At 66.3% G+C, this 22,206-nt stretch carries 23 protein-coding genes; 3 read left to right on the forward strand and 20 right to left on the reverse strand.

The features are described from left to right. Positions 1-90: 90 nt before the first annotated feature. The 3 genes from ripB to HNP02_RS01060 form a co-directional block, all read right to left on the reverse strand. A complete protein-coding gene (gene ripB / locus HNP02_RS01050) occupies positions 91-786 on the reverse strand; it encodes an NlpC/P60 family peptidoglycan endopeptidase RipB (protein ID WP_255506089.1) in 696 nt (231 codons plus the stop codon). Between the two features lie 20 nt (positions 787-806). Beyond that, positions 807-2,252 carry an NlpC/P60 family peptidoglycan endopeptidase RipA gene (gene ripA, locus HNP02_RS01055; protein WP_184433270.1) on the reverse strand — a complete coding sequence of 482 codons (1,446 nt, stop codon included), beginning with the start codon at positions 2,250-2,252 and terminating at the stop codon, positions 807-809. 217 nt (positions 2,253-2,469) lie between these two features. Next, positions 2,470-3,024: a DUF6676 family protein gene (locus HNP02_RS01060; protein ID WP_184433273.1), complete on the reverse strand. Its 555-nt coding sequence runs from the start codon at positions 3,022-3,024 to the stop codon at positions 2,470-2,472. A 160-nt stretch (positions 3,025-3,184) separates the two neighbouring features. Between HNP02_RS01060 and acnA the strand changes: the two genes are divergently transcribed. Beyond that, a complete protein-coding gene (gene acnA, locus HNP02_RS01065; RefSeq protein ID WP_184433276.1) occupies positions 3,185-6,010 on the forward strand; it encodes an aconitate hydratase AcnA in 2,826 nt (941 codons plus the stop codon). Between the two features lie 11 nt (positions 6,011-6,021). Next, positions 6,022-6,588: a TetR/AcrR family transcriptional regulator gene (locus tag HNP02_RS01070; protein ID WP_184433278.1), complete on the forward strand. Its 567-nt coding sequence runs from the start codon at positions 6,022-6,024 to the stop codon at positions 6,586-6,588. On the opposite strand, the gene HNP02_RS01075 is transcribed toward HNP02_RS01070, so the two are convergent. The 17 genes from HNP02_RS01075 to HNP02_RS01155 all read right to left on the reverse strand — a co-directional run bounded on the left by HNP02_RS01075 (position 6,585) and on the right by HNP02_RS01155 (position 20,325). Further along, positions 6,585-6,773, reverse strand: coding sequence for a helix-turn-helix domain-containing protein (locus HNP02_RS01075; protein WP_184433281.1), 189 nt, complete (start codon positions 6,771-6,773; stop codon positions 6,585-6,587). The genes HNP02_RS01070 and HNP02_RS01075 overlap by 4 nt on opposite strands. A 112-nt stretch (positions 6,774-6,885) precedes the next feature. Continuing rightward, the gene (locus tag HNP02_RS01080) at positions 6,886-8,514 is read right to left on the reverse strand and encodes an ABC-F family ATP-binding cassette domain-containing protein (protein ID WP_184433284.1); all 1,629 of its coding nucleotides are present in this window, start codon (positions 8,512-8,514) and stop codon (positions 6,886-6,888) included. A 21-nt stretch (positions 8,515-8,535) separates the two neighbouring features. After that, positions 8,536-9,414, reverse strand: a complete 879-nt coding sequence (locus tag HNP02_RS01085; RefSeq protein WP_184434885.1) for an enoyl-CoA hydratase — start codon at positions 9,412-9,414, stop codon at positions 8,536-8,538. 58 nt (positions 9,415-9,472) lie between these two features. Further along, positions 9,473-9,838: a thioredoxin gene (gene trxA / locus HNP02_RS01090; RefSeq protein ID WP_184433287.1), complete on the reverse strand. Its 366-nt coding sequence runs from the start codon at positions 9,836-9,838 to the stop codon at positions 9,473-9,475. Between the two features lie 45 nt (positions 9,839-9,883). Continuing rightward, complete coding sequence (locus HNP02_RS01095) at positions 9,884-10,990, reverse strand: 12-oxophytodienoate reductase (protein ID WP_184434888.1); 1,107 nt, start codon at positions 10,988-10,990, stop codon at positions 9,884-9,886. A gap of 55 nt (positions 10,991-11,045) precedes the next feature. Next, positions 11,046-11,270 (reverse strand): anti-sigma factor, encoded by a 225-nt coding sequence (locus HNP02_RS01100; protein WP_184433290.1) that lies wholly within the window; start codon positions 11,268-11,270, stop codon positions 11,046-11,048. A 2-nt stretch (positions 11,271-11,272) separates the two neighbouring features. Continuing rightward, positions 11,273-11,983 (reverse strand): RNA polymerase sigma factor, encoded by a 711-nt coding sequence (locus tag HNP02_RS01105; RefSeq protein WP_255506090.1) that lies wholly within the window; start codon positions 11,981-11,983, stop codon positions 11,273-11,275. Then, complete coding sequence (locus HNP02_RS01110) at positions 11,976-12,602, reverse strand: hypothetical protein (protein WP_184433293.1); 627 nt, start codon at positions 12,600-12,602, stop codon at positions 11,976-11,978. The genes HNP02_RS01105 and HNP02_RS01110 overlap by 8 nt, the downstream gene beginning before the upstream one ends. A gap of 49 nt (positions 12,603-12,651) precedes the next feature. Further along, positions 12,652-13,536 carry a bifunctional helix-turn-helix transcriptional regulator/GNAT family N-acetyltransferase gene (locus HNP02_RS01115; protein WP_184433295.1) on the reverse strand — a complete coding sequence of 295 codons (885 nt, stop codon included), beginning with the start codon at positions 13,534-13,536 and terminating at the stop codon, positions 12,652-12,654. A gap of 10 nt (positions 13,537-13,546) precedes the next feature. After that, positions 13,547-14,101, reverse strand: a complete 555-nt coding sequence (locus HNP02_RS01120; protein WP_184433297.1) for a hypothetical protein — start codon at positions 14,099-14,101, stop codon at positions 13,547-13,549. A 28-nt stretch (positions 14,102-14,129) separates the two neighbouring features. Next, complete coding sequence (locus tag HNP02_RS01125; protein WP_184433300.1) at positions 14,130-14,507, reverse strand: metal-sulfur cluster assembly factor; 378 nt, start codon at positions 14,505-14,507, stop codon at positions 14,130-14,132. Then, positions 14,488-14,970 (reverse strand): Fe-S cluster assembly sulfur transfer protein SufU, encoded by a 483-nt coding sequence (gene sufU / locus HNP02_RS01130; RefSeq protein WP_184433303.1) that lies wholly within the window; start codon positions 14,968-14,970, stop codon positions 14,488-14,490. Before sufU ends, HNP02_RS01125 begins: the two co-directional genes overlap by 20 nt. Then, positions 14,967-16,223: a cysteine desulfurase gene (locus HNP02_RS01135; protein ID WP_184433306.1), complete on the reverse strand. Its 1,257-nt coding sequence runs from the start codon at positions 16,221-16,223 to the stop codon at positions 14,967-14,969. The genes sufU and HNP02_RS01135 overlap by 4 nt, the downstream gene beginning before the upstream one ends. Before the next feature lies 1 nt (position 16,224). Beyond that, on the reverse strand, positions 16,225-16,998 hold the full coding sequence (gene sufC / locus HNP02_RS01140; RefSeq protein ID WP_184433308.1) for a Fe-S cluster assembly ATPase SufC: 774 nt from the start codon (positions 16,996-16,998) through the stop codon (positions 16,225-16,227). A 2-nt stretch (positions 16,999-17,000) separates the two neighbouring features. Continuing rightward, positions 17,001-18,125, reverse strand: a complete 1,125-nt coding sequence (sufD, locus tag HNP02_RS01145) for a Fe-S cluster assembly protein SufD (protein WP_184434894.1) — start codon at positions 18,123-18,125, stop codon at positions 17,001-17,003. Between the two features lie 53 nt (positions 18,126-18,178). Beyond that, a complete protein-coding gene (sufB, locus tag HNP02_RS01150; RefSeq protein ID WP_184433311.1) occupies positions 18,179-19,606 on the reverse strand; it encodes a Fe-S cluster assembly protein SufB in 1,428 nt (475 codons plus the stop codon). Further along, a complete protein-coding gene (locus HNP02_RS01155) occupies positions 19,603-20,325 on the reverse strand; it encodes a transcriptional regulator (protein WP_309241358.1) in 723 nt (240 codons plus the stop codon). The genes sufB and HNP02_RS01155 overlap by 4 nt, the downstream gene beginning before the upstream one ends. Positions 20,326-20,442: 117 nt before the next feature. Between HNP02_RS01155 and mptB the strand changes: the two genes are divergently transcribed. After that, on the forward strand, positions 20,443-22,176 hold the full coding sequence (gene mptB, locus HNP02_RS01160) for a polyprenol phosphomannose-dependent alpha 1,6 mannosyltransferase MptB (RefSeq protein ID WP_184433317.1): 1,734 nt from the start codon (positions 20,443-20,445) through the stop codon (positions 22,174-22,176). Positions 22,177-22,206 lie beyond the last annotated feature (30 nt).

Genomic DNA, 22,206 nt, shown 5'->3' on the forward strand with positions numbered 1-22,206 from the left:
TGGCGCCAAAGCCACTCGGCGGACGCTCCCCGTCAACTATTCCAGGCACTTCGGGATCCGTCGACGTGCCCTGTCCCGAGATGGTCTCGATCAGGACTCGATGAAGCGGACCAGATGCGGCGACATGCCCGCCATTCGCACCGGACTGACGGTCACCTTCTCCGCACTTCCGGAGGCTTCGAGCATCTTGCCGCCGCCGAGATAAATCGTGACGTGTTGGCTGCCGCCAGGGCCGTAGAAGATCAGATCACCGCGTTTGGCCTGCGACGGCGCGATCGGCCTTCCCGCGTTGTACTGGTCGCCCGAGTACTTCGGGATCTGCACGCCGACGCCGGCGAACGCGTACCGGGTGAAGCCCGAGCAGTCGTAGCCGATCTTGCCCGCGTCGTAGTCGACGCCGGCGCTGGGGCCGTTGAGCGAACCGCCGCCCCAGGAGTACGGGACGCCCATCTGCGACCCGCCACGCCTGATCACGTATTCAATGGCCTGCGGGCCGCGGACCCTGCCCCCGGGATTCGCGCCGGAGGAGGGCGACGGTGCGAGACCGATGCTCTGCAGGAACTGACTGCCAAGGCTCTGCGTGGTCTGCAGTGCGAGTTGACTCACCGAGAACGCCGCGTTCGCGGCGGCCACCGGGTCGCCGGGCCCGCCGGAACTGGCGATCTTCGGCAGCGTCGGATCCCAGGCTCCGGCGTCGGGGTCGGCCACGGCGGGCGCCGCGGCACCGACCATGAGAGCGAGCGCGCACATCAACGGTGCGAGCAGCGCGGCAAAGCGAAAAGGCATTGGGGGCAAGGAAATCACCATCAGTAATCGATATAGCGGATGACGTACGGCGTCATACCGCTGGTGCGTACGGGCGAGATCTTGACGGTCGATCCGGTGTATGGGGCCTCGAGCATCTGCCCGTCACCGAGATAGAGCGTCACGTGCTGACTACCGCCGGGGCCGTAGAAGATGACGTCGCCCCTGCGCATCTGGGAGGACGGGATCTTTTGGCCCATGTCGTACTGGGCACCTGAGTAGTGCGGCAGCTTGATGCCCACCCCGGCGAAGGCGTAGAGGATTAGGCCGGAGCAGTCGAAACCGACTGTGCCCGAACCCGAGTCGATGCCGTTGCTCGGCCCCGCGGCGTTGCCGCCACCCCATGAGTACGGGACGCCCATTTGCGAGCCTGCCCGCTTGATGACGTACTCCGCGGCGTCCCTGCCGTAAACGCGGGGTATCGCACCGTTGGTGAAACCGCTTGGAGTCGGCAGGATCCCGAGCTTCTGCAGGAAGCTGCGGCCCATGTCGGCGGTGGCCTGCGCTGAGCTCGATGCGATGCCGAGGATCGTGTTGATGATCGCGATCGGGTCGCCGCCGACGAACGCACTGGGGATCGCGGGCAGCGTGACGTCCCACTCGCTGTTCGCGCCAGGATTGGCAGGCGCCGCTGCAGCCGGGGCACGATCCCAGTTGGCCGCCGGGTCGCTCGCCGCTGCTGCGGGCGTCGCAGGCACAGTGGCACGCGGTGCGGGGGCACCTGCGGGTGCCGACCACTGTTGCCTGGCCTGCTCGAGCTTGGCCTGCGCCGCTGATCGTTCGGCGGTGAGCCTGTCGAGTTCGGTCTGCTGGCCGCCGAAGGTCTGCTGCGCCTCGGTGAGCGCCGTGACGGCGGTGTCCTGGCTGGTCTGCGCGTCGATGACGGCCTGGTCGGCCTTCTGCTTGGCCAGCCGCGCAGCGGACTCCCGATTCGCCTGCTCGGTGCGGGTGCGCTGCAGGTTGGCGATGACCTGCTGGCTGCTCAGCGACAGCGTTTGTCCGGTCGCCGCCGTGTTCAGGATGTCTGCGGGATCGGTTGCGGTCACGTATGCCGCCGACGGTCCGTTCACGTAGGTCGAGGCCGCGAACTCGTCGAACCTCTGCTGCGCAGCGGCGATCGCGGCGTTGGCGTCATCGAGACCCGCCTGGCCTGCGTCGACCTCGTGCTGGGCGGCCGCGGCGGCGTCACGTGCGGTCTGAACGTCGACGATCGCCTTGTTGACGCTTTCCTGCTGGGTCTGGATGGCCGCGCCGAGGTCCTGCAGCTTCTGGTTGGCGTTGGCCACGGCGGCGACGAGTGTTGCGATTCCTTCGGGGTTGGCGGGTTCGGCGTTGGCCGTGCCCGTGCAGTGACCGAATGCCGACGCGGCCATTATGGCGACCGCAATCGAAGCCGCTCCGAATCGTCCGCGCAGCCGCGTTGCAGAGGCGCGAGAAAGGCGTCTCATTGGCTTGTGGTCTCCTCGGGCTCGACGCGAACGTCCCGGTACGTTCGTCGGGTGCTTAGTCACAGGAGTCACTTGAACAACAACTGCAACAGCAGGCACCTTTTGCACCGTACGTCACATGAAGCTCTAAAGAAACGTTAGTAACAAATTACAAGATTGTAATTGGAATGAGCGTTATCGAATGGTGATCTTGAAATTCACCACGCCCGTTTTGTGCTCAGTCAGCAGACGTGACGGGCGCCTCGGCTGGTGCCTCGACGGGTACCTCGACGACGGCCGACCGCCTGGCACGAACCTGCAGCATGCGGGTGCCCACGGCGGCCAGCGCCACCCCAAGCACGAGAATGATCGTGAATGGCGTCCATGGGAAATGCGATGCGGTCAACTCACCGACGAAATTCTGCGACGACAGCACCGGATTGCCGGTCTTCGCGACGTCTTGGCCCGCCTCCAAAGTGACGCGGTCGAACTGCCTGCTGTAAGTGCCCGCGAAGAACGGGCTGATCGCGAGCACCGTTGAATCGGGATGGAGCTTGCCGACATCGGTGGCGATATCGCGCAGTGGTGTGTCGATCGGCGGGTTGGTCGCGATCACCACGATCTTCAGGTCGATGCCCTTGGCTGCCGCGTCGGCCACGACCTGCTTGAGCGCGGCGACGTCGGCACCAGGAGCGCTCACCCCGTCGGCGGCGACGGCCGCGTTGACCGCGTTCATGTCCACGTCGGGCGGGATGTAGTCCGGCAGGAAGGGGATGACGAGCGGTCCGGTCACAGGGGCACGCTACCGCGACTCCCGATCGACTGGCAGTAGGCACGGATGAGGACAAGACTGGGAACCGCCCCGGGGGGTGGTTTACAGGACAAGCGTACTGTTAGAATCATGACCGCCGGCGACACAGCCCGTCACGGCGACAACTAAACCGGGAGTTGATGTGAGCAGCAAGGATTCCGTGAATTCATTCGGAGCCCGCGACACACTAAAGGTCGGGGACGACAGCTACGAGATCTACCGCCTCGACGCGGTGGCCGGTACCGAGAAACTCCCGTACAGCCTCAAGGTGCTCGCCGAGAACCTCCTCCGCACCGAAGATGGCGCCAACATCACCAAGGACCACATCGAGGCGATCGCCAACTGGGATCCCGAGGCCGACCCGAGCATCGAAATCCAGTTCACCCCGGCACGCGTCGTGATGCAGGACTTCACCGGCGTGCCGTGCATCGTCGACCTCGCCACGATGCGCGAAGCTGTCGGCGACCTCGGCGGTGACGCGGAGAAGGTCAACCCGCTGGCGCCCGCGGAGCTGGTCATCGACCACTCCGTGATCGTCGACGTCTTCGGCCGTGCGGACGCCTTCGAGCGCAACGTCGACATCGAATACTCGCGCAACGGCGAGCGCTACCAGTTCCTGCGTTGGGGCCAAGGCGCTTTCGATGACTTCAAGGTGGTGCCACCCGGCACGGGCATCGTGCACCAGGTGAACATCGAATACCTGGCGCGGACGGTGATGGTCCGGGACGGTGTCGCGTACCCCGACAGCTGTGTGGGCACCGACAGCCACACCACGATGGTCAACGGCCTCGGCGTGCTCGGCTGGGGCGTCGGCGGCATCGAAGCCGAGGCCGCGATGCTTGGCCAGCCGGTTTCCATGCTCATCCCCCGCGTCGTCGGCTTCAAGCTGAGCGGCGAGATCCAGCCCGGCGTCACCGCCACCGACGTGGTGCTGACCGTGACCGAGATGCTGCGCAAGCACGGCGTTGTCGGCAAGTTCGTGGAGTTCTACGGCAAGGGCGTCGCCGAAGTACCGCTGGCCAACCGCGCCACTCTTGGCAATATGAGCCCCGAATTCGGTTCCACCGCAGCGATTTTCCCGATCGACGACGTCACGATCGAGTACCTGCGCTTGACTGGCCGCGACGAGCCCCAACTCGCGCTGGTCGAGGCCTACGCCAAGGCGCAGGGCATGTGGCACGACTCTGGAGCAGGCGGGGCGCACGAGGCTGCATATTCCGAGTACCTCGAACTGGACCTTGGCGACGTCGTGCCGTCGATCGCCGGGCCCAAGCGTCCGCAGGACCGGATCCAGCTCAGCGACGCCAAGTCGGCGTTCCGCAAGGACATCCACAACTACGTCGAAGAGAACATGCCCGTCGAGTGCAGCAAGCTCGACGAGGCCGTCGACGAGTCCTTCCCCGCAAGTGATTCGGTTTCGCTGTCGTTCGCCGATGACGACGCCGTCGACGTGCAGTCGGCGGCCAATGGCGCCGAGGGCAGGCCGACCAAGCCCATCAAGGTCCGCACCGACGAGCAGGGCGAGTTCGTGCTCGATCACGGCGCGGTCGTGGTCGCGGCGATCACGTCGTGCACGAACACCTCGAACCCGTCGGTGATGCTCGGTGCCGCCCTGCTTGCCAAGAAGGCCGTCGAGAAGGGCCTGACCTCGAAGCCGTGGGTCAAGACCTCCATGGCACCCGGCTCCCAGGTGGTCAACGACTACTACAACAAGGCCAACGTCTGGCCGTATCTGGAGAAGCTGGGCTTCTTCCTGGTCGGCTACGGCTGCACCACGTGCATCGGCAACACGGGTCCGCTGCCCGAAGCGATCTCGGCGGCCATCAACGACAACGACTTGTCCGTGACGGCGGTGCTGTCGGGCAACCGGAACTTCGAGGGCCGCATCTCCCCCGACGTCAAGATGAACTACCTCGCGTCGCCGCCCCTGGTCATCGCCTACGCGCTGGCCGGCACGATGGACTTCGATTTCGAGACCGACCCACTCGGTCAGGACACCGACGGCAACGACGTCTTCCTGAAGGACATCTGGCCCTCGGCGAAGGAAATCTCCGACATCATCGCGTCGTCGATCAACCAGAAGATGTTCTCCGACAACTACGCCGACGTGTTCAAGGGCGACGAACGCTGGCAGAACCTGCCGACGCCAGCAGGCAAGACATTCGACTGGGATCCCAAGTCCACGTATGTCCGCAAGCCACCGTACTTCGACGGCATGCCCGCCGAGCCGACACCGGTCACCGACATCGCAGGCGCCAGGGTGCTGGCCCTGCTGGGAGACTCGGTCACCACCGATCACATCTCACCGGCGGGCAACATCAAGGCTGGCACGCCGGCCGCGGAGTATCTGGAGGGGCATGGCGTCGACCGCAAGGACTACAACTCCTACGGCTCGAGGCGTGGCAACCACGAGGTGATGATCCGCGGCACGTTCGCCAACATCCGCCTCAAGAACCAGTTGCTCGACGACGTCTCCGGTGGCTACACGCGCGACTTCACCCAGGACGGCGGCCCGCAGAGCTTCATCTACGACGCGGCGCAAAACTATGCGGCGCAGGACATTCCGCTGGTCGTGCTGGGCGGCAAGGAGTACGGCTCGGGATCGTCCCGCGACTGGGCGGCCAAGGGCACCAGCCTGCTCGGCGTGCGCGCGGTGATCACCGAGTCGTTCGAGCGCATCCACCGGTCCAACCTCATCGGCATGGGCGTCATCCCGCTGCAGTTCCCCGCTGGTGAATCGGCGGCGTCGCTGAAGCTGGACGGCACCGAGGTGTTCGACATCTCTGGCATCACGGGCCTCAACGAGGGCAAGACGCCGAAGACGGTGCACGTCACGGCCACCAAGGCAGACGGCTCGAAGACCGAGTTCGACGCGGTGGTGCGCATCGACACCCCAGGTGAAGCCGACTACTACCGCAACGGCGGCATCCTGCAGTACGTCCTGCGCAACATGCTGAAGACCGGGTAGCGCAGCCGGTCATGCCAAGGGTCACCGAGGATCATCTGGCTGCCCGCCGTCGCCAGATTCTCGACGGCGCACGCCGATGCTTTGCGGAGTACGGCTATGAGAAGGCGACCGTGCGGCGTCTCGAACACACCATCGGGATGTCGCGCGGCGCCATCTTTCACCACTTCAAGGACAAGGACACCTTGTTCTTCGAGCTGGCCCACGAGGACGACGAGCGGATGGCCGACGTCGCGTCGCGCGAAGGCCTGATCCAGGTGATGCGGGACCTGCTGGCCGCGCCCGATCAGCACGACTGGCTTGCCACCCGGCTGGAGATCGCGCGCAAACTGCGCAACGACCCGGCGTTTCACCGCGGTTGGTCGGAGCGCTCGGCGGAGTTGTCGGCCGCCACCGCGGAGCGCCTCCGTCAGCAGAAACAGGCCGGTCGACTGCGCGACGACGTTCCTGGCGGGGTCCTGCAGACCTATCTGGATCTCGTCCTTGACGGCTTGGTGGCGCGGCTGGCCTCCGGTGACGACCCCGAGAATCTCAGTGCGGTATTGGACTTGGTCGAGGCGTCGGTGCGCCAGCAGAGCTAGCGCGGGTTGCGGTGGTTGGGCCCGCCGCGGCTTCGCATGGTGGTACCGGACTCGCGCAGCATGCTGTGCACCGAGCCGTACGAACGTCCCGTCGCCTCGACCAATGACCTGATGCTGGCGCCTCGTTCATAGGCGTTGCGCAACTCGGTGAGCAGCTGGTCCCGAGAGTTGTTCACGTCCTGCATCGAGCATCGCCCCACTTTCCCGCGTCTCCGACTTCATGACCCGTACAACCGTCTGTTACCCAGGTTGCGAATGGTTCAATCGGGGTGAAGCGAATTCGTGGATCGTGCGGCGTCAGGCCAATTCGATGAGATCGCGGTATTCGTCGGACCAATAATCCTCTGTGCCATCGGGAAGCAACACGACGCGCTGCGGATCCAATGCCTCCGCGGCACCGGGGTCGTGTGTGACCAACACCACTGCGCCGTGGTAGCTGCGCAGCGCATCGAGCACCTGCTCACGTGACGCGGGGTCGAGGTTGTTGGTGGGCTCGTCGAGCAGCAGCACGTTCGCGGTCGACGCCACCAGGCCGGCCAGCGCCAGCCGGGTCTTCTCGCCACCGGACAGCGTGCCCGCAGGCTGATCGAGCTGTGGGCCGGTGAACATGAAGGCGCCCAGCAGGCTCCGCAGATCCTGTTCCCCGGTGTCGGGCGCGGCGTGCCGGATGTTCTCCCACACCGACGCCATTCCGTCGATCGTGTCGTGTTCCTGCGCGAAGTAGCCGAGCTTCAGCCCATGGCCTGGCTCGATCGCTCCTGCGTCGGCCTTCTCGACGCCAGCGAGGATGCGCAGCAGCGTGGTCTTGCCCGCACCGTTGAGCCCGAGTACGACGACGCGCGAACCCTTGTCGATGGCCAGGTCGACGCCGGTGAAGATCTCCAGCGAACCGTAGGTCTTGGTGAGCCCCTTGCCCACTAGTGGGGTGCGACCGCAGACCGCGGGTGTGGGAAACCTGATCTTGGCGACCTTGTCGGCCACCCGTTCGTCGTCGAGTTCAGAGATCATCCGCTCGGCGCGCCGCAGCATGTTCTGTGCGGCAACGGCTTTGGTGGCCTTGGCGCCCATCTTGGCCGCCTGGGTGCGCAGCGCGGATGCCTTCTTCTCGGCATTGGCGCGTTCGCGTCGTCGGCGCTGTTCATCGGTGGCGCGGGCATCGAGGTACTTCTGCCAGCCCATGTTGTAGACGTCGGCCTCGCCACGCACGGCGTCGAGGAACCAGACCCGGTTCACCACGTCGGCAAGCAGTTCCACGTTGTGGCTGATGACCACCAGACCACCGGTGTGGTTCTGCAGGAAGCTGCGCAGCCAGCCGATGGAGTCCGCGTCGAGGTGGTTGGTCGGCTCGTCGAGCAGCAGCGTGGTGTCCGAGCCCGAACCGGTGTCCGAGGCGGCGAACAGGATGCGGCTGAGCTCGACTCGGCGTCGCTGCCCGCCTGACAGCGTCCGCAGCGGCTGGGTCAGAACCCGTTCCGGCAGACCGAGACTCGCGCAGATCCGACCTGCCTCGCTCTCGGCCGCGTACCCGCCGAGCGCCGAGAACCGCTCCTCGAGCTCACCGTAACGACGTACTGCTTTGTCGCGGGCGGCATCGTCGGCCACCTCGGCCATGAGCGCCTGCTGCTTCTCCAGGTCGGAGAGCAGGGTATCGAGCCCGCGCGCCGAGAGCACCCGATCCCTGGCCAGCATGTCGAGGTCACCCTCCCTGGAATCCTGTGGCAGGTAGCCGATCTCGCCGGTCCGGTCGATGCTGCCTGCGTAGGGCTCACCCTCGCCCGCCAGGATCCGCATGGTGGTGGTCTTGCCGGCACCGTTGCGCCCCACCAGGCCGATCCGGTCACCGGGCTGGATCCGTAGTGCGGCTCCCTCGATGGACAGCAGCGTGCGCGCGCCGGCGCGGACCTCCAGGTCCGTTGCGGTGATCACGCTGCGTCTCCCTCTGTTCTGTTACTTGTCGTCGGTGGCCGTCGACTCCTCGCGCAAGCGCTCGTCGGTGAAGACCGGGGACCGCTTCTCCGCGCGCGCAGCAACCGCTTCCTCGAAATTGGCGGTGAGTAGGCGCACGAAGAGCTGACCCAGGCCCTCGGCCTGCATGTGGGCCTCCAGGCTACCGGCGTCCAGTCCACTCCATAGCGTGCGCTTGGTCAACTCGATACCCGGCCGCGAGAACGCGCCCATCCGCTCCGCCATCTGGTAGCAGGTATCGAGCAGTTCGTCGTCCGGCACCGTGCGCGACACCAGACCGATGCGCTCGGCCTCCTGTGCGTCGATGTCGCGGCCGGTCAGCATCGCCTCGAAGGCCCGCGACGTCCCGATCGCCTTCGGCAGCAGGTACGACAGCCCGAGCTCGCTGGCGGTCAGCCCGTTGTTGATGCCCGCCGCGCGGAAGTACGCACCCGCCGCCGCGATCCGGATGTCGCAGGCCAGGGCCAGGCACAATCCACCACCGATGGCCGCTCCGTTGACCGCGGCGATGACCGGCTGGTGCATCTTGCGCAACGCCAGGATGACGTCGTCGAGCACCTCCATCGACCGCAACGCGAACGTGGGCCTGGTCAGGCCGTCGATGTGTGGCACCGAACCTGCCGACTTGTGGTCGGCCCCCGACGAGAATCCGCGCCCGGCACCCGTGAGGACGACCACACGGGTGTCGTTGTCGTAGGTGAGCTCTTCGAGCACCTTCTTGAGCGGAACCATGACGTCGAACGCCATCGAATTCATCCGCTGGGGGCGGTTCAACGTGACCAACGCCACGTTCGGCCGGGGGTGGTCGACGAGGACCAGGGAATCGCTCGAGTTTTGCTCGCTCACGAGCAAGCACGCTATCGCGTGCCATCACGGCACTACCCCTATTGCTGTCCCGTCGCTTCGCTCGCCCCAGCCTTTAGTGCTGCTCGGCCTTGGCGTCCTCGGCGATCGCGGCGTCGATGTCGAACTCCTTGATCTTGCTGATCACGTCCTCCAGCTGCGCGGCAGGCAGCATGCCGGAGTGGCGGAAGACCATGTGGCCCTTCTTGAAGGCCATCAGCGTCGGGATCGCCTGGATCTCCGCCGCTGCGGCGAGACCCTGTTCGGCCTCGGTGTCCACCTTGGCGTGCACGACGTCGGGGTGTTTCTCCGACGACGCGGCGAAGGTCGGCGCGAACGCGCGACACGGCCCGCACCAGGACGCCCAGAAATCGACAAGCACGATCTCGTTGTCGTTGACGGTGTCGTTGAACTTTTCGGCGGTGATGTCTTGCGTACTCACACCTCTCCTAACATTGCGGTTTACCTGCTTGTTCCCAGCATGTGGTCAAGTCAACTGGGCCAGGGCCGTTTCGGCGTCGAACCCATGAAATCCATCGAGAGAATCATCGCGCAGTCTGTTCACCCATGTCGGGTCGGCGAGCAACGCCCGCCCGATCGCGATGACGTCGAACTCGCCGGATCCGAATTGGTCGAGCACCTGGTCGACCGACGCGGGCGGGATGGGCCCCCCTGGACGACCGGGCGTGAACTCGGTCTCAAGGCCCACCGAGCCGACCGCGATCACCGGGACTCCCGTGACCTTCTTCGTCCACCCGGCCAGCGTGAGGTCCAAGTCGGCGTCGGGGAAGGCGGACTTGTAGTGCCTGCGGGTGGACGGGTGGAAGACGTCGACGCCCGCGTCCACCAACGGTGCCAGCAGTTCCTGCAGTTCGGCGGGATCGTCGGCGATCGACGCGGTGTAGTCGGTCTGCTTCCACTGCGAGAACCGGAAGATGATCGGGAAGTCCGGCCCGACGGCGGCACGCACCGCGGCAACCACCTCGGCAGGGAACCGAGTGCGTCCTGCCATTTCGCCGCCGTACCCGTCGGTGCGCAAATTCGTGTTCGCCCAGAGGAATTCGTCGAGAAGATACCCGTGCGCGCCGTGCAGTTCGACGGCGTCGAAGCCGACGTCGCGCGCATTGCGGGCGGCCTTCGCGTACGAATCGGCCACGCCGGCAAGTTCGTCGGTGCGCAGTGCCCGTCCCCGTGGTTCGCCTGCGCTGTTCACCCCGGATGGGCTGACGGCGCTGACGCCGTCGGAGTCGCGACGCTCGGCGCCCTGGTGCCACAGCTGGGCGGCGATCGCGCCGCCGTGCCCGTGCACGGCCTTGGTCACCGCGCGCCACCCGGCCAGCGCTTCGTCGCCTGCCATCGTGGGCACGGTGGCCGGATAGCCAGCTTCTGGCTCCGCGAGCCTGACCCCTTCGGTGACGATCAGCCCGACGCCGCCTGCGGCGCGACGCGCGTAGTACGCGGCCACGTCCGCGCCGGGTATCCCGCCGGGCGAGGCCGCGCGGGTCATGGGCGCCATCGCGAACCGGTTGCGGATCGTCAACGACCGCACCGTCAAGGGCTGGAACAGATCGCTCACGCGTTCGTCGTAGGCCATGGGTTGGTTCAACGTCCTCTCGGCGGGTTCGATTCCGCTGGTTCGATTACTGGGCTCAGCCGAAGTTCTTGAACGCGTCGAGCAGGCGATCGCGAAACGCCGGGTCCAGCTGGTCGTCGCGAATGCTGCCGACTGCGCGCACCGTATCGCGGAACTGTTGCAGGTAGTTCTCGCAGCCGTCGCATTCGAGCAGGTGCGCGTCGAACCGGGCGCGGGTGTCCAGGTCCAGTGAGCCGTCGAGATATGCGGTGACCAGCTCGACGAGTTCGTTGCAGTCCATGGTCAGGACACCTCCCCCAGATAGTCCTCGAGCACGGCTCGTACGGCTGCGCGGCCGCGGTGCAGTAGCACCCGTTGATTGGCCCCGCTGATGTCGAGCAGGTCGCACACCTCGGCCGCGTCGAATCCGAGCATGTCGCGCAGCGTCACGACGATCCGCTGCCGGTCCGGCAGCCCGTCGAGCCCGCGCTTCGCGACCTCGACGAGTTCGCCGTCCAGCAGCGATCCCTCTGGGATCTCCGGAAAGGCTGCGGGCACGGCGTCGGATTTCCAGTGGCCAGGCCACGGATCGTCGCTGCTCCGAAACCGGGCCGGGTCGACGGTGCCGCCGGTGAACGCGGCGATCGCAGCGTCGGCGTCGCGGCGTTCGCGGATCCCGCGTGACTTGGCGATGTTGATCATGACGGCGAACAGCCACGTGCGCAGCGACGACCGGCCCTCGAATCCTGCGATCCCCTTGAGCACCGCGATCCACGCTTCCTGGACTACTTCCTCGGCGATCTCGCGGCTGGGCACGTAGCCCCTGGCCACTCGCAGCATCGCCGGGGCGTGCAGGTCGACGAGCACGACGAAGGCCCGTTCGTCGCCGGCACGGAGGCCGTCGATCAGCCGCGCTTCGTCGACGGCAACGCCCTGCGCCGCCGCATCAATTCCCCGGTCGCTACGCTGGAGCCGCGCTTGCGTGGACTGCCCGCCGATGACCATGTCACCCATCGTCGGTGAGCCGGTCGCGGGCCTGCCGATAGAAGGCGACGACGTCGTCGGCGAGTTGGTCGACGTCGTGGGCCGGGTCCAGCGGCAGCAGCGCGCCGAACGGCGCATTCCAGAACGGCCCGGTGCGGGCCGCCCACGGCCCGACGTAGGCGTAAGGCGTGTCGTGGAGGGAATCGCCTGCGGAGACCCCGTAGTTGACCTCGTCATCGGTGACCGCGACGTCGAAGTGTTCGGGCCACAGCACCGGATGTGATTCCGGCAGAGCCTGTTTCAGCGCGTACCCGCCGGCGTACAGGCTGCGATGAATCAGCTCGGCTGCTTTCGGGTCGATGTCGAGCACGGCGTCGGCGGCCAACGGGTCGACGATCTCGTAGACGCCCTCGGGCGGCCCGTAGTCGACGCCAGCGGCCGCGGCTAGTTCGCCGGGACTGCCTGCCAGCTGTGCACCCCCGTTCTGCCACACGAGGTCGGTTCCGTGCACGGCGAGCGCAAGTGCGACGCCGACGAAGCCGTCCGGTCGCACGGCGAGACGGATGGTCCCTGCGGCACGGTACTGCGGACCGGCGATCATGCTCTCGGCGATGCCGCGCAACTGTCGCCGGGTCGCGACGAACTCCATGGCTCCTCCAGCGTCAGATGAATGAGAGTTACCCGCTTTGCGTCGAGCGTTACACGTCCAACGGCTTTTCGAACCAATGATCGGCGTAGGGCTCGTCGTTGAACGCGGCGACCTCGGTGTAGCCGGACGTGCGGTACATCTGGATCGCCTCGGTCAGAACGTCCTTGGTCTCCAGCCGCATCAACCGGACGCCGTTGGCGCGGCCGTATTGCTCGAGTTCGGTCAGCAACCGCCTGCCGAGGCCGAGGCCGCGCACGCTCGAGTCCACCCACATCCGTTTGACCAGTCCGACGTCGTCAGGAAGCCAGATCAGCGCACCGCAGCCGACCGGTTCGCCGTGCAACTGGGCGACGAGCAACAGCCCCGCCGGTGGCGTCATCTCCTCGTCGGCCACCGGGCTGACCGCAGGGTCGTAGCCATCGGGGAACCGCTGCGTCAGTTCGGAGTAGTACGTCTGCAGGCAGTGCCTGGCGTTGGGATCACGGGGATCGCAAGGGCGAACCTCGACCGTCGAGGCCGTCAGCAGGCGCTCCACTTCGGCCATGGCGGTGACCAGCCGCGTCCGCTGACCGTCGTTGAGCGGACGCAGGATCGCGGCGGCAGCGTCGTCGGAGCGACGGCCAAGCGTGACGCGTTCGCGTCGTCCGGCATCGGTTAGTCGCGCCGTGCGGACGCGTCCGTCGGCGGTGCTCTGTTCGATCTGGACCAGCCCGCCGGCCTGCAGCGACCGCAACAGCCGGCTGACGTAGCCGGAGTCGAGGTCAAGCCGCGATCGCAGCGCCCGGATGTCGGCGCCGTCGACACCGATCTCCCATAGCAGCCGGTTCTCGCCGAGCGACCGGTCGCTGGCAAGGAAGTCTTCGTTGAGCACACCGATGCGCTGCGTGACGGTCCGATTGAACCGACGAACGTGCGCGACCATCTCCGCGGACATGTCTCTGACTTTAGTCAGAGGTTTCGGTTTGGTCGGCCAGTTTCGCGGCGCAATCCGAATTGGTCAGCAGCTGCTCTTGGCGCGTTGGCCACCAGGTGACTTCGATGACCAGCAACGCGAGATACACGCAGGAGGCCACGGCGTCGCGTGCCGAACCGGAGACGGTGTCCCATATCGCCATCGCCGCGGCCACCGTCAGGACGAACCAGATCAGCCACCGAAACGGGCGGGCGTTGTCGGCAGCCGCGTGCATGCCGTCGCGGTAGTCGGCGACCGGAGCCGCGAGTCGCGGATCGGTGATTCTCTCGCCGCGGCGCGCAGCACGGACCACGCTCACCCGCTGTTCGCCGGTCAGATCCCTTGCCCCAGGCCAATATCGGGTCATCCGGCGATCCATGACGATCCCCCAGCCCACACCGAGGAGGATGAACACGATCACACCGGACAGCACGATCCCGGAGTCGAGAATCGCCAAGCTGCCAAAGAAGAGCCCGGCGGCGGCACCGACCATCACACCCCTGGTCGTACGACCGCCACGCCATACCCAGGCCGGGACGGTCACCATCGACTAATTGTGCGGTTTGAGCCCCGAGTTAGACGGTGAAGCCCAGCGCCCGCAGTTGCTCGCGGCCGTCGTCGGTGATCTTGTCGGGTCCCCACGGCGGGTTCCACACCCAGTTGATCTTGATGTCGGTGACCAGACCGGCACCCACCAGTGCGGTACGCGACTGATCCTCGATGACATCGGTCAGCGGGCAGGCTGCCGACGTCAGCGTCATGTCGATCAGTGCGATGGCTCCGGCATCGGTCTGCTCCAGGTTCAGCCCGTAGACCAACCCCAGGTCGACGACGTTGATCCCCAGTTCGGGGTCGACGACGTCGCGCATCGCCTCCTCGAGGTCGGCAAACACCTCATCCGGGAGTTCTCCCCCAGTCGCTTCGCTCGTAACCTCAGGCGCTGTCTCGCTCATCCTGTTCCTCCTTCAAGTCTGATTGTGCGCTCGCTTGGGCCAATGCGTCCTTGAATGCCATCCAGCCAAGCAGCGCGCACTTCACCCGTGCCGGGTACTTCGCGACGCCTGCGAAGGCAATCCCATCGCCGATGACGTCCTCGTCACCTTCGACGGTCCCCCGCGACGACACCATGTTGGAGAACGCAGCGATGGTCGCGAGCGCGTCGTGCACGTTCTGACCGATGATCTGGTCGGTCAGCACCGATGTGGAGGCCTGACTGATCGAGCAGCCCTGGCCGTCGTACGAAATGTCGGCGACTGATGACCCGTCGTCGGACAGCGCCACCCGCACCGTGACTTCGTCACCGCAGGTCGGGTTGACGTGATGCACCTCGGCGCCGAAAGGCTCCCGCAGCCCACGGTGATGCGGGTGCTTGTAGTGATCGAGGATCACTTCCTGGTACATCTGCTCGAGCCTCATGCAAAGAACTCCACGGCACGCTTGACTCCCGCCACCAGCCGGTCGACCTCGTCGAGCGTGTTGTAGACCGCGAACGATGCGCGTGCGGTGGCGGCGATGCCGAACCTGCGGTGCAGCGGCCACGCGCAGTGGTGCCCGACGCGGACCGCCACGCCGTCGTCGTCCAGTACCTGCCCGACGTCATGCGCGTGAATCCCGTCCACCACGAAGCTCACCGGCGAACCACGCAGCTCGAGTGACGCGGGCCCGATGATCCGAATGCCCTCGATCGCGCCGAGCCCTGCCAGTGCGGCAGCGACCAGTTCGTTCTCGTGGGCTTCGACGACATCCATCCCGATGTCGCTGAGATACCTTGCGGCGGCGGCCAATCCGACCACCTGCGACGTCATTGGCGTGCCCGCCTCGAAGCGCTGCGGCGCCGGCGCATACGTGGTGGCCGCCATGGTAACGGTCTCGATCATCGAACCGCCGGTGATGAACGGCGGCAACGCTTGGAGCAGGTCCCGACGGCCGTAGAGAACGCCGATTCCGTTGGGGCCAAGCATCTTGTGCCCGGAGAATGCGGCGAAGTCGACGTCGAGGGCATGGAAGTCGACCGGTTGGTGCGGCACCGACTGGCACGCATCGAGGACGGTCAGTGCACCGACCGCCTTGGCCCGCGACACCAACTCGGCAACCGGCGCGATCGCACCCGTCACGTTCGAATGGTGGCTGAACGCAACGAGCTTCACCCGCTCGTCGAGTTCCAGCGAGTCCAGGTCGATTCGGCCGTCGTCCGTAACGCCATACCAGCGCAACGTGGCACCGGTACGGCGGGCAAGTTCCTGCCACGGGATCAGATTGGCGTGGTGTTCCAGCTCGGTGGTGACGATGACGTCGCCCGGGCCGATCGCGCGCTCGAAACGGTTGTCGCCCAACGTGTACGACACCAGGTTGATCGACTCGGTGGCGTTCTTGGTGAACACCAGCTCGTCGGTGTCGGCGCCGACGAAGGCCGCGATGTCCGCACGACCCTGCTCATAGGCGTCGGTGGACTCCTCCATCAGCTGATGGGCGCCGCGGTGCACCGACCCGTTCGAGGTGATGAGGAAGTCCCGCTCGGCGTCGAGCACCTGCAGCGGACGTTGCGAGGTGGCACCGGAATCCAGGTAGGCCAGCTGATTTCCACCACGCATCACCCGCGCCAGGATCGGGAAGTCCGCCCGGATGCTGGAGAGCTCGCGGCCGAGATCGGCAATTCGTGCCGCGGTCATGTCAGGCCCCGGCGGCCGCGGCCTGCGTGAACCGCTCGTAGCCGTTCTCTTCGAGCTCATCGGCGAGCTCGGGGCCTCCGGACTCGATGATCCGGCCGTCGACGAACACGTGCACGAACTGCGGCTGGATGTAGCGCAGGATGCGGGTGTAGTGGGTGATCAACAGGACGCCGCCGTTCTCGGTCTCGGCGTACCGGTTGACGCCCTCGCTGACGATGCGCAGGGCATCGACGTCCAGACCCGAATCGGTCTCGTCGAGGATCGCGATCTTCGGCTTGAGCACGCCGAGCTGCAGGATCTCGTGGCGCTTCTTCTCGCCGCCCGAGAATCCTTCGTTGACACTGCGTTCGGAGAAGGCCGGGTCGATGTCGAGGTCCTTCATCGCGGACTTGACCTCTTTGATCCAGTGCCGCAGCTTGGGTGCTTCACCGCGGACCGCAGTGGCTGCCGTGCGCAGGAAGTTCGACATCGAGACGCCGGGCACCTCGATCGGGTACTGCATCGCCAGGAACAGCCCGGCGCGGGCGCGCTCATCCACGGTCATCTCGAGGACGTCCTGCCCGTCGAGCGTGATCGAGCCCGAGGTGACGGTGTACTTGGGATGGCCTGCGATCGCGTATGACAACGTCGACTTACCGGACCCGTTGGGTCCCATGACGGCGTGTGTCTCCCCCGACTTCACGGTGAGGTTGACGCCCTTGAGGATCTCGATGTCGGCGCCGCCTTCGGGCGAGACGACCGAGACGTGCAGGTCCTTGACTTCCAGTGTGGTCATGTTCAGCTACTCTTCGATTCGGTGATGGCTAGTTCTCGTTCAATGGCGTCGGTGAGGCGCTCACGCACCGCGGGAACGGCGATCTTGGCGATGATCTCGCCAAAGAAGCCGCGCACGACGAGTCGACGGGCCTGCTCTTCCGGGATGCCGCGGGCACGCAGGTAGAACAGCTGCTCGTCGTCGAAACGTCCTGTCGCACTGGCGTGCCCGGCGCCGACGATCTCGCCTGTCTCGATCTCGAGGTTGGGCACCGAATCGGCGCGGGCGCCGTCGGTGAGCACCAGGTTGCGGTTCGCTTCGTAGGTGTCGGTGCCGGTGGCCTCTGCACGGATCAGCACGTCGCCGATCCACACGGTATGGGCGTCGGGCAGCTTGGAATCCGGATCACCTTGCAGCGCACCCTTGTACAGCACGTCGGACTTGCAGTTGGGCTGCGAGTGATCGACCAGTAGCCGCGACTCGAAGTGCTGACCGTCGTCGGCGAAGTAGGTACCGAGCAGCTGCGCGTCGCCGCCGGGGCCGGCGAACCGCACCGTCGCCGAGGTCCTGACGACCTCACCGCCGAGCGTGACGGCGACGTGTCCGAGAACCGCGTCCTTGCCCAATCGTGCGTGATGGGAACTCACGTGCACCATGTCGTCGGCCCAGTCGGCAATCCAGATCACACCGACATTCGCCGAGTCGCCGACGATGATCTCCACGTTGTCGGCGTACGTTCCGCTGCCTCGCAGGTCGACGACCACGGTGGCCCTCGACAGCTCCTCGACGCGGATCTGCAGGTGGCCGTACGCCGTCGCACCCGCGCCGGGACCGGTGACGGTGATCTCGATGGGCTCGGCCACCTCGGTGTCCCGTGCCACGGTGACGATCGTCGCCTGGTTGAACGACGAGAACGCCTGCGCTGCAACGCGGTCAGCGGGAACGCCGGCCTGGCCGAGACGCTCGTCGCCCCGACGGGCGGTCTCCACCGTCACGCCCGGCTGCTCGACGACCTCGATGAGTGCACTTCCGGTCGCGGGCGCTGACCCGTCGTGCAGGCCACGCAGTCGCTTGAGCGGGGTGAACCGCCACAGTTCGTCACGACCGCCGGGCACCTCGAAGGCGTTGACGTCGAACGAGGCGAACATCTCGCCCTTGTTCTTGATGATCCCTTCGGCAGCCTCAGTCAAATTCTGGGTCACTATCCGACTGCGCCTTCCATCTGAAGCTCGATGAGCCGGTTCAGCTCGAGCGCGTACTCCATCGGGAGCTCCTTGGCGATCGGCTCCACGAAGCCGCGCACCACCATCGCCATGGCCTCGTCCTCGGTCATGCCGCGGCTCATCAGGTAGAACAGCTGGTCCGCACTGACCTTGGACACGGTCGCCTCGTGACCCATCGTGACGTCGTCCTCGCGGATGTCGACATACGGGTAGGTGTCGCTGCGGCTGATCGAGTCGACCAGCAGCGCATCGCATTTCACGCTCGACTTGGAGCCGTGCGCGCCCTTGTTGACCTGAACGAGGCCGCGGTAGGACGTCCGGCCGCCGCCACGCGCGACGGACTTCGAGATGATGTTGCTCGACGTGTTCGGCGCGAGGTGCAGCATCTTGGCGCCGGTGTCCTGGTGCTGGCCCTCGCCGGCGAACGCCACGGAGAGCACCTCACCCTTGGCGTGCTCGCCGGTCATCCACACCGCCGGGTACTTCATGGTCACCTTCGAGCCGATGTTGCCGTCGACCCACTCCATGGTGGCGCCCGCCTCGGCCCTGGCCCGCTTGGTCACCAGGTTGTAGACGTTGTTCGACCAGTTCTGGATGGTGGTGTAACGGCAACGGCCGCCGGGCTTCACGATGATCTCGACGACGGCCGAGTGCAGCGAGTCGCTCTTGTAGATCGGAGCGGTACAGCCCTCGACGTAGTGCACGTAGGCGTCCTCGTCGACGATGATCAGCGTGCGCTCGAACTGACCCATGTTCTCGGTGTTGATCCGGAAGTAGGCCTGCAGCGGGATGTCGACGTGCACACCCTTCGGCACGTAGATGAACGATCCGCCCGACCACACCGCGGTGTTGAGCGCGGAGAACTTGTTGTCCCCTGCCGGAATCACGGTGCCGAAATACTGCTTGAAGATCTCGGGATGCTGCTTCAGCGCGCTGTCGGTGTCGAGGAAGATGACGCCGAGCGCCTCGAGGTCTTCACGGATCGAGTGGTAGACCACCTCGGACTCGTACTGGGCAGCGACACCGGAGACCAGCCGCTGCTTCTCCGCCTCGGGGATGCCGAGCCGGTCGTAGGTGTTCTTGATGTCGGCGGGCAGGTCGTCCCACGTGGCAGCCTGCTTCTCACTCGACCGCACGAAGTACTTGATGTTGTCGAAGTGGATGCCCTCGAGGTCGGAGCCCCAGTTCGGCATCGGCTTCTTGCCGAAGGTGCGCAGCGCCTTGAGCCGGACGTCGAGCATCCACTCGGGCTCGCTCTTCTTGGCCGAGATGTCCCGCACCACGGCCTCACTCAGACCACGCTGCGCGCTGGCGCCCGCGACGTCCGAGTCGGACCAGCCGTAGCCGTAATTGCCAAGGGAGGCAATGGCTTCCTCTTGGGTAAGGGCATCCGGGGTGGTCGTCATGTCGACACTCCTTGCTGGGTGGTGGTGGCTTCGGCGCGGGCTGAGCGCCGAATGGTGGATGGCTTCTCGGGACCGAGCGGTACGTGGGTGGTGCACGCACAGTCGCCGTTGACGATGGTGGCCAGCCGCTGGACGTGGGTGCCCAGGATCTCGGCGAAGGCTTCGCGTTCGGTCTCGCACAGCTCCGGGAACTCCTCTGCCACGTGTGAAACCGGGCAGTGGTGCTGACAGATCTGCACGCCGCCAAGCGGTCCGGTGACCGGCGTGGTGGTGGTCGCGTAGCCCGCCTCGGTGAGGGCGGTGGCAACCCGGTCGGCGGCACCCTTGACGTCACCGTCGGAGGCGTCGGTCACCCCGGCCAGGATCGTGTCGATGCGCCTGCGCGCGAACGTCTGGATCGCTTCGTCGCCACCGATCTCGCGCAGCTGACGCATGGCCGCGACCGCGAGGTCGTCGTAGGTGTGCTCGAGCTTCCCGCGCCCAGCCGCCGTGAGCCGGTACCGCTTGGCGGGCCTGCCCCTGCCGTTGTGCTGCCAGCTGGCCGCGGCGTTGGACTCGGCGTCACCATTATCGATGAGCGCATCGAGGTGACGACGCACGCCCGCCGCCGAAATGCCAAGCCGGTCACCGATCTGACTCGCCGTGACGGGGCCCTCCAGCAACAGCTGGACGATCGCCTTCCTGGTGTGACCGTCGGAGGTCGGCGCGGCAACGGCCACGCTCGAAGACTCCAAACTTAATTTCACAACACCATTGTGACGGAATTAGCGAAGCGGGGCTAGCAAGGCAACCCTTACCAGGCAGGCCCCCAGAACCCCGCCGGTTACGCTGCTCTGATGGCAGCCCGCCTACGGTCCCTCAGCTCGGCCGTCGCCCGCTGGCACGCCGATGAGTCCACCGTAGGGTCGCCGCTCGTCGCGAGCGAGGTGGCCGCGCTGCGTCGCACCCGCGTCTTCGGCGCGACGGGCACCGTATTGATGGCGATCGGGGCCCTCGGTGCGGGCGCTCGTCCCGTCGTCCAGGATCCCACGTTCGGGGTGCGGCTGCTGAACCTGCCGTCCCGCATCCAGACCGTCTCGCTGACCATGACCACCACCGGCGCGGTGATGATGGCGCTGGCGTGGCTGATGCTTGGCCGCTTCGCGCTGGGCAGCCGCCGCATGTCGCGCAGCCAGATGGACCGCACCCTGCTGCTGTGGGCGCTGCCGCTGCTGATCGCGCCGCCGATGTACAGCAGGGACGTCTACTCCTATCTCGCACAGAGTCAGATCTCGTTGCTCGGGCTCGACCCGTATCGCGTGGGGCCTGCGCCGGGGCTTGGCCTTGACCACGTGTTCACGCTGTCGGTGCCGAACATGTGGCGCGAGACGCCTGCGCCGTACGGGCCGCTGTTCTTGTGGCTGGGCCGTGGCATCTCGGAGCTGACGGGCGAGAACATCGTTGCCGCGGTGCTGTGCCACCGGATCGTGGTGCTGTTCGGCGTGGGCCTGATCGTCTGGGCCACACCGCGTTTGGCGCGGCGGTGCGGGGTGGCCGAGGTCAGCGCACTGTGGCTCGGACCGTGCAACCCGCTGCTGCTCATGCATCTCGTCGCGGGCATCCACAACGAAGCCCTGATGCTGGGTCTGATGCTGGCGGGCACCGAGTTCGCCCTGCGCGCCATCAGCCGTACTCGCGACAACCACCCCGCGGGTCCCCTGTTGCCGCGTCCTCTGCACTGGCCACAGGACCGTGCCGACTGGATGACGTGGATGCCGCTGGTGATGTTGGTCGCAGGGACCACGCTGATCACCATGTCGTCGCAGGTGAAGCTGCCGTCGCTGCTGGCAGTGGGGTTCGTTGCGATGGCTCTGGCGTGCAAGTGGGGCGGAACGTTTCGGGCCTTCGTGAGGGCGGGCGGGCTGGTGACGGCGATCGCGGTCATGGTGACGGTGCTGATCGGCTGGGCCAGCGGGCTTGGCTTCGGCTGGCTGTTCACCCTCGGCACCGCGAACGTGGTCCGGTCGTGGATGTCGCCACCGACCCTGCTCGCCCTCGGCACCGGTCAGGTGGGCATCCTGCTCGGACTCGGCGACCACACCACCGCGATCCTTGGCCTGACCCGTGCCATCGGTGTGATCCTCATCGCAATTCTGGTCTCCTACCTGCTGCTGGCCGTGTTGCGTGGCCGGCTGCACCCGGTCGGCGGCCTCGGCGTCGCACTGGGTGCGACCGTGCTGCTGTTCCCGGTGGTGCAGCCCTGGTACTTGCTGTGGGCGATCATCCCGCTGGCGACCTGGGCGACGCGGCCGGGTTTCCGCGGTACCGCCATCGCAAGCAGCCTGGTGGTGGGTATTTTCGGGCCGACGGCCAACGGCGACCGGTTCGCCTTGTTCCAGATCCTCGACGCGACGCTGGCGAGCCTCGTCATCGTGGCCATCCTGATCGCGATCACCTACCGCAGGCTGCCCTGGCGCCCACTGCCCGACGTCAACGGCACCGGGCCACCGCAGGAACCCTCCAGCGGGGAAGAGTCGCGACCACCGCCGACACCGGCCGCCAAACCTGACGCTTACGCTGAGTACCCGTGACGTCCCGTTCTGCCGTTAGCCGCTCCTCGC

Origin of the sequence: Mycobacterium sp. AZCC_0083, from assembly GCF_014202335.1 — a bacterium.
Classification (GTDB): domain Bacteria; phylum Actinomycetota; class Actinomycetes; order Mycobacteriales; family Mycobacteriaceae; genus Mycobacterium.

Coding starts and splice junctions, on each gene's coding strand:
- HNP02_RS01070 (WP_184433278.1), top strand. CDS start 6,022: ATGCCAAGGGTCACCGAGGATCATCTGGCTGCCCGCCGTCGCCAGATT.
- sufB (WP_184433311.1), bottom strand. CDS start 19,606: ATGACGACCACCCCGGATGCCCTTACCCAAGAGGAAGCCATTGCCTCC.
- HNP02_RS01115 (WP_184433295.1), bottom strand. CDS start 13,536: ATGTCCGCGGAGATGGTCGCGCACGTTCGTCGGTTCAATCGGACCGTC.
- sufU (WP_184433303.1), bottom strand. CDS start 14,970: ATGAGGCTCGAGCAGATGTACCAGGAAGTGATCCTCGATCACTACAAG.
- HNP02_RS01135 (WP_184433306.1), bottom strand. CDS start 16,223: ATGACCGCGGCACGAATTGCCGATCTCGGCCGCGAGCTCTCCAGCATC.
- HNP02_RS01105 (WP_255506090.1), bottom strand. CDS start 11,983: ATGGGTGACATGGTCATCGGCGGGCAGTCCACGCAAGCGCGGCTCCAG.
- sufD (WP_184434894.1), bottom strand. CDS start 18,125: ATGTTCGCCTCGTTCGACGTCAACGCCTTCGAGGTGCCCGGCGGTCGT.
- ripA (WP_184433270.1), bottom strand. CDS start 2,252: ATGAGACGCCTTTCTCGCGCCTCTGCAACGCGGCTGCGCGGACGATTC.
- ripB (WP_255506089.1), bottom strand. CDS start 786: ATGCCTTTTCGCTTTGCCGCGCTGCTCGCACCGTTGATGTGCGCGCTC.
- HNP02_RS01120 (WP_184433297.1), bottom strand. CDS start 14,101: ATGGTGACCGTCCCGGCCTGGGTATGGCGTGGCGGTCGTACGACCAGG.
- HNP02_RS01095 (WP_184434888.1), bottom strand. CDS start 10,990: ATGGCCTACGACGAACGCGTGAGCGATCTGTTCCAGCCCTTGACGGTG.
- HNP02_RS01110 (WP_184433293.1), bottom strand. CDS start 12,602: ATGGAGTTCGTCGCGACCCGGCGACAGTTGCGCGGCATCGCCGAGAGC.
- HNP02_RS01100 (WP_184433290.1), bottom strand. CDS start 11,270: ATGGACTGCAACGAACTCGTCGAGCTGGTCACCGCATATCTCGACGGC.
- mptB (WP_184433317.1), top strand. CDS start 20,443: ATGGCAGCCCGCCTACGGTCCCTCAGCTCGGCCGTCGCCCGCTGGCAC.
- HNP02_RS01125 (WP_184433300.1), bottom strand. CDS start 14,507: ATGAGCGAGACAGCGCCTGAGGTTACGAGCGAAGCGACTGGGGGAGAA.
- sufC (WP_184433308.1), bottom strand. CDS start 16,998: ATGACCACACTGGAAGTCAAGGACCTGCACGTCTCGGTCGTCTCGCCC.
- HNP02_RS01075 (WP_184433281.1), bottom strand. CDS start 6,773: ATGCAGGACGTGAACAACTCTCGGGACCAGCTGCTCACCGAGTTGCGC.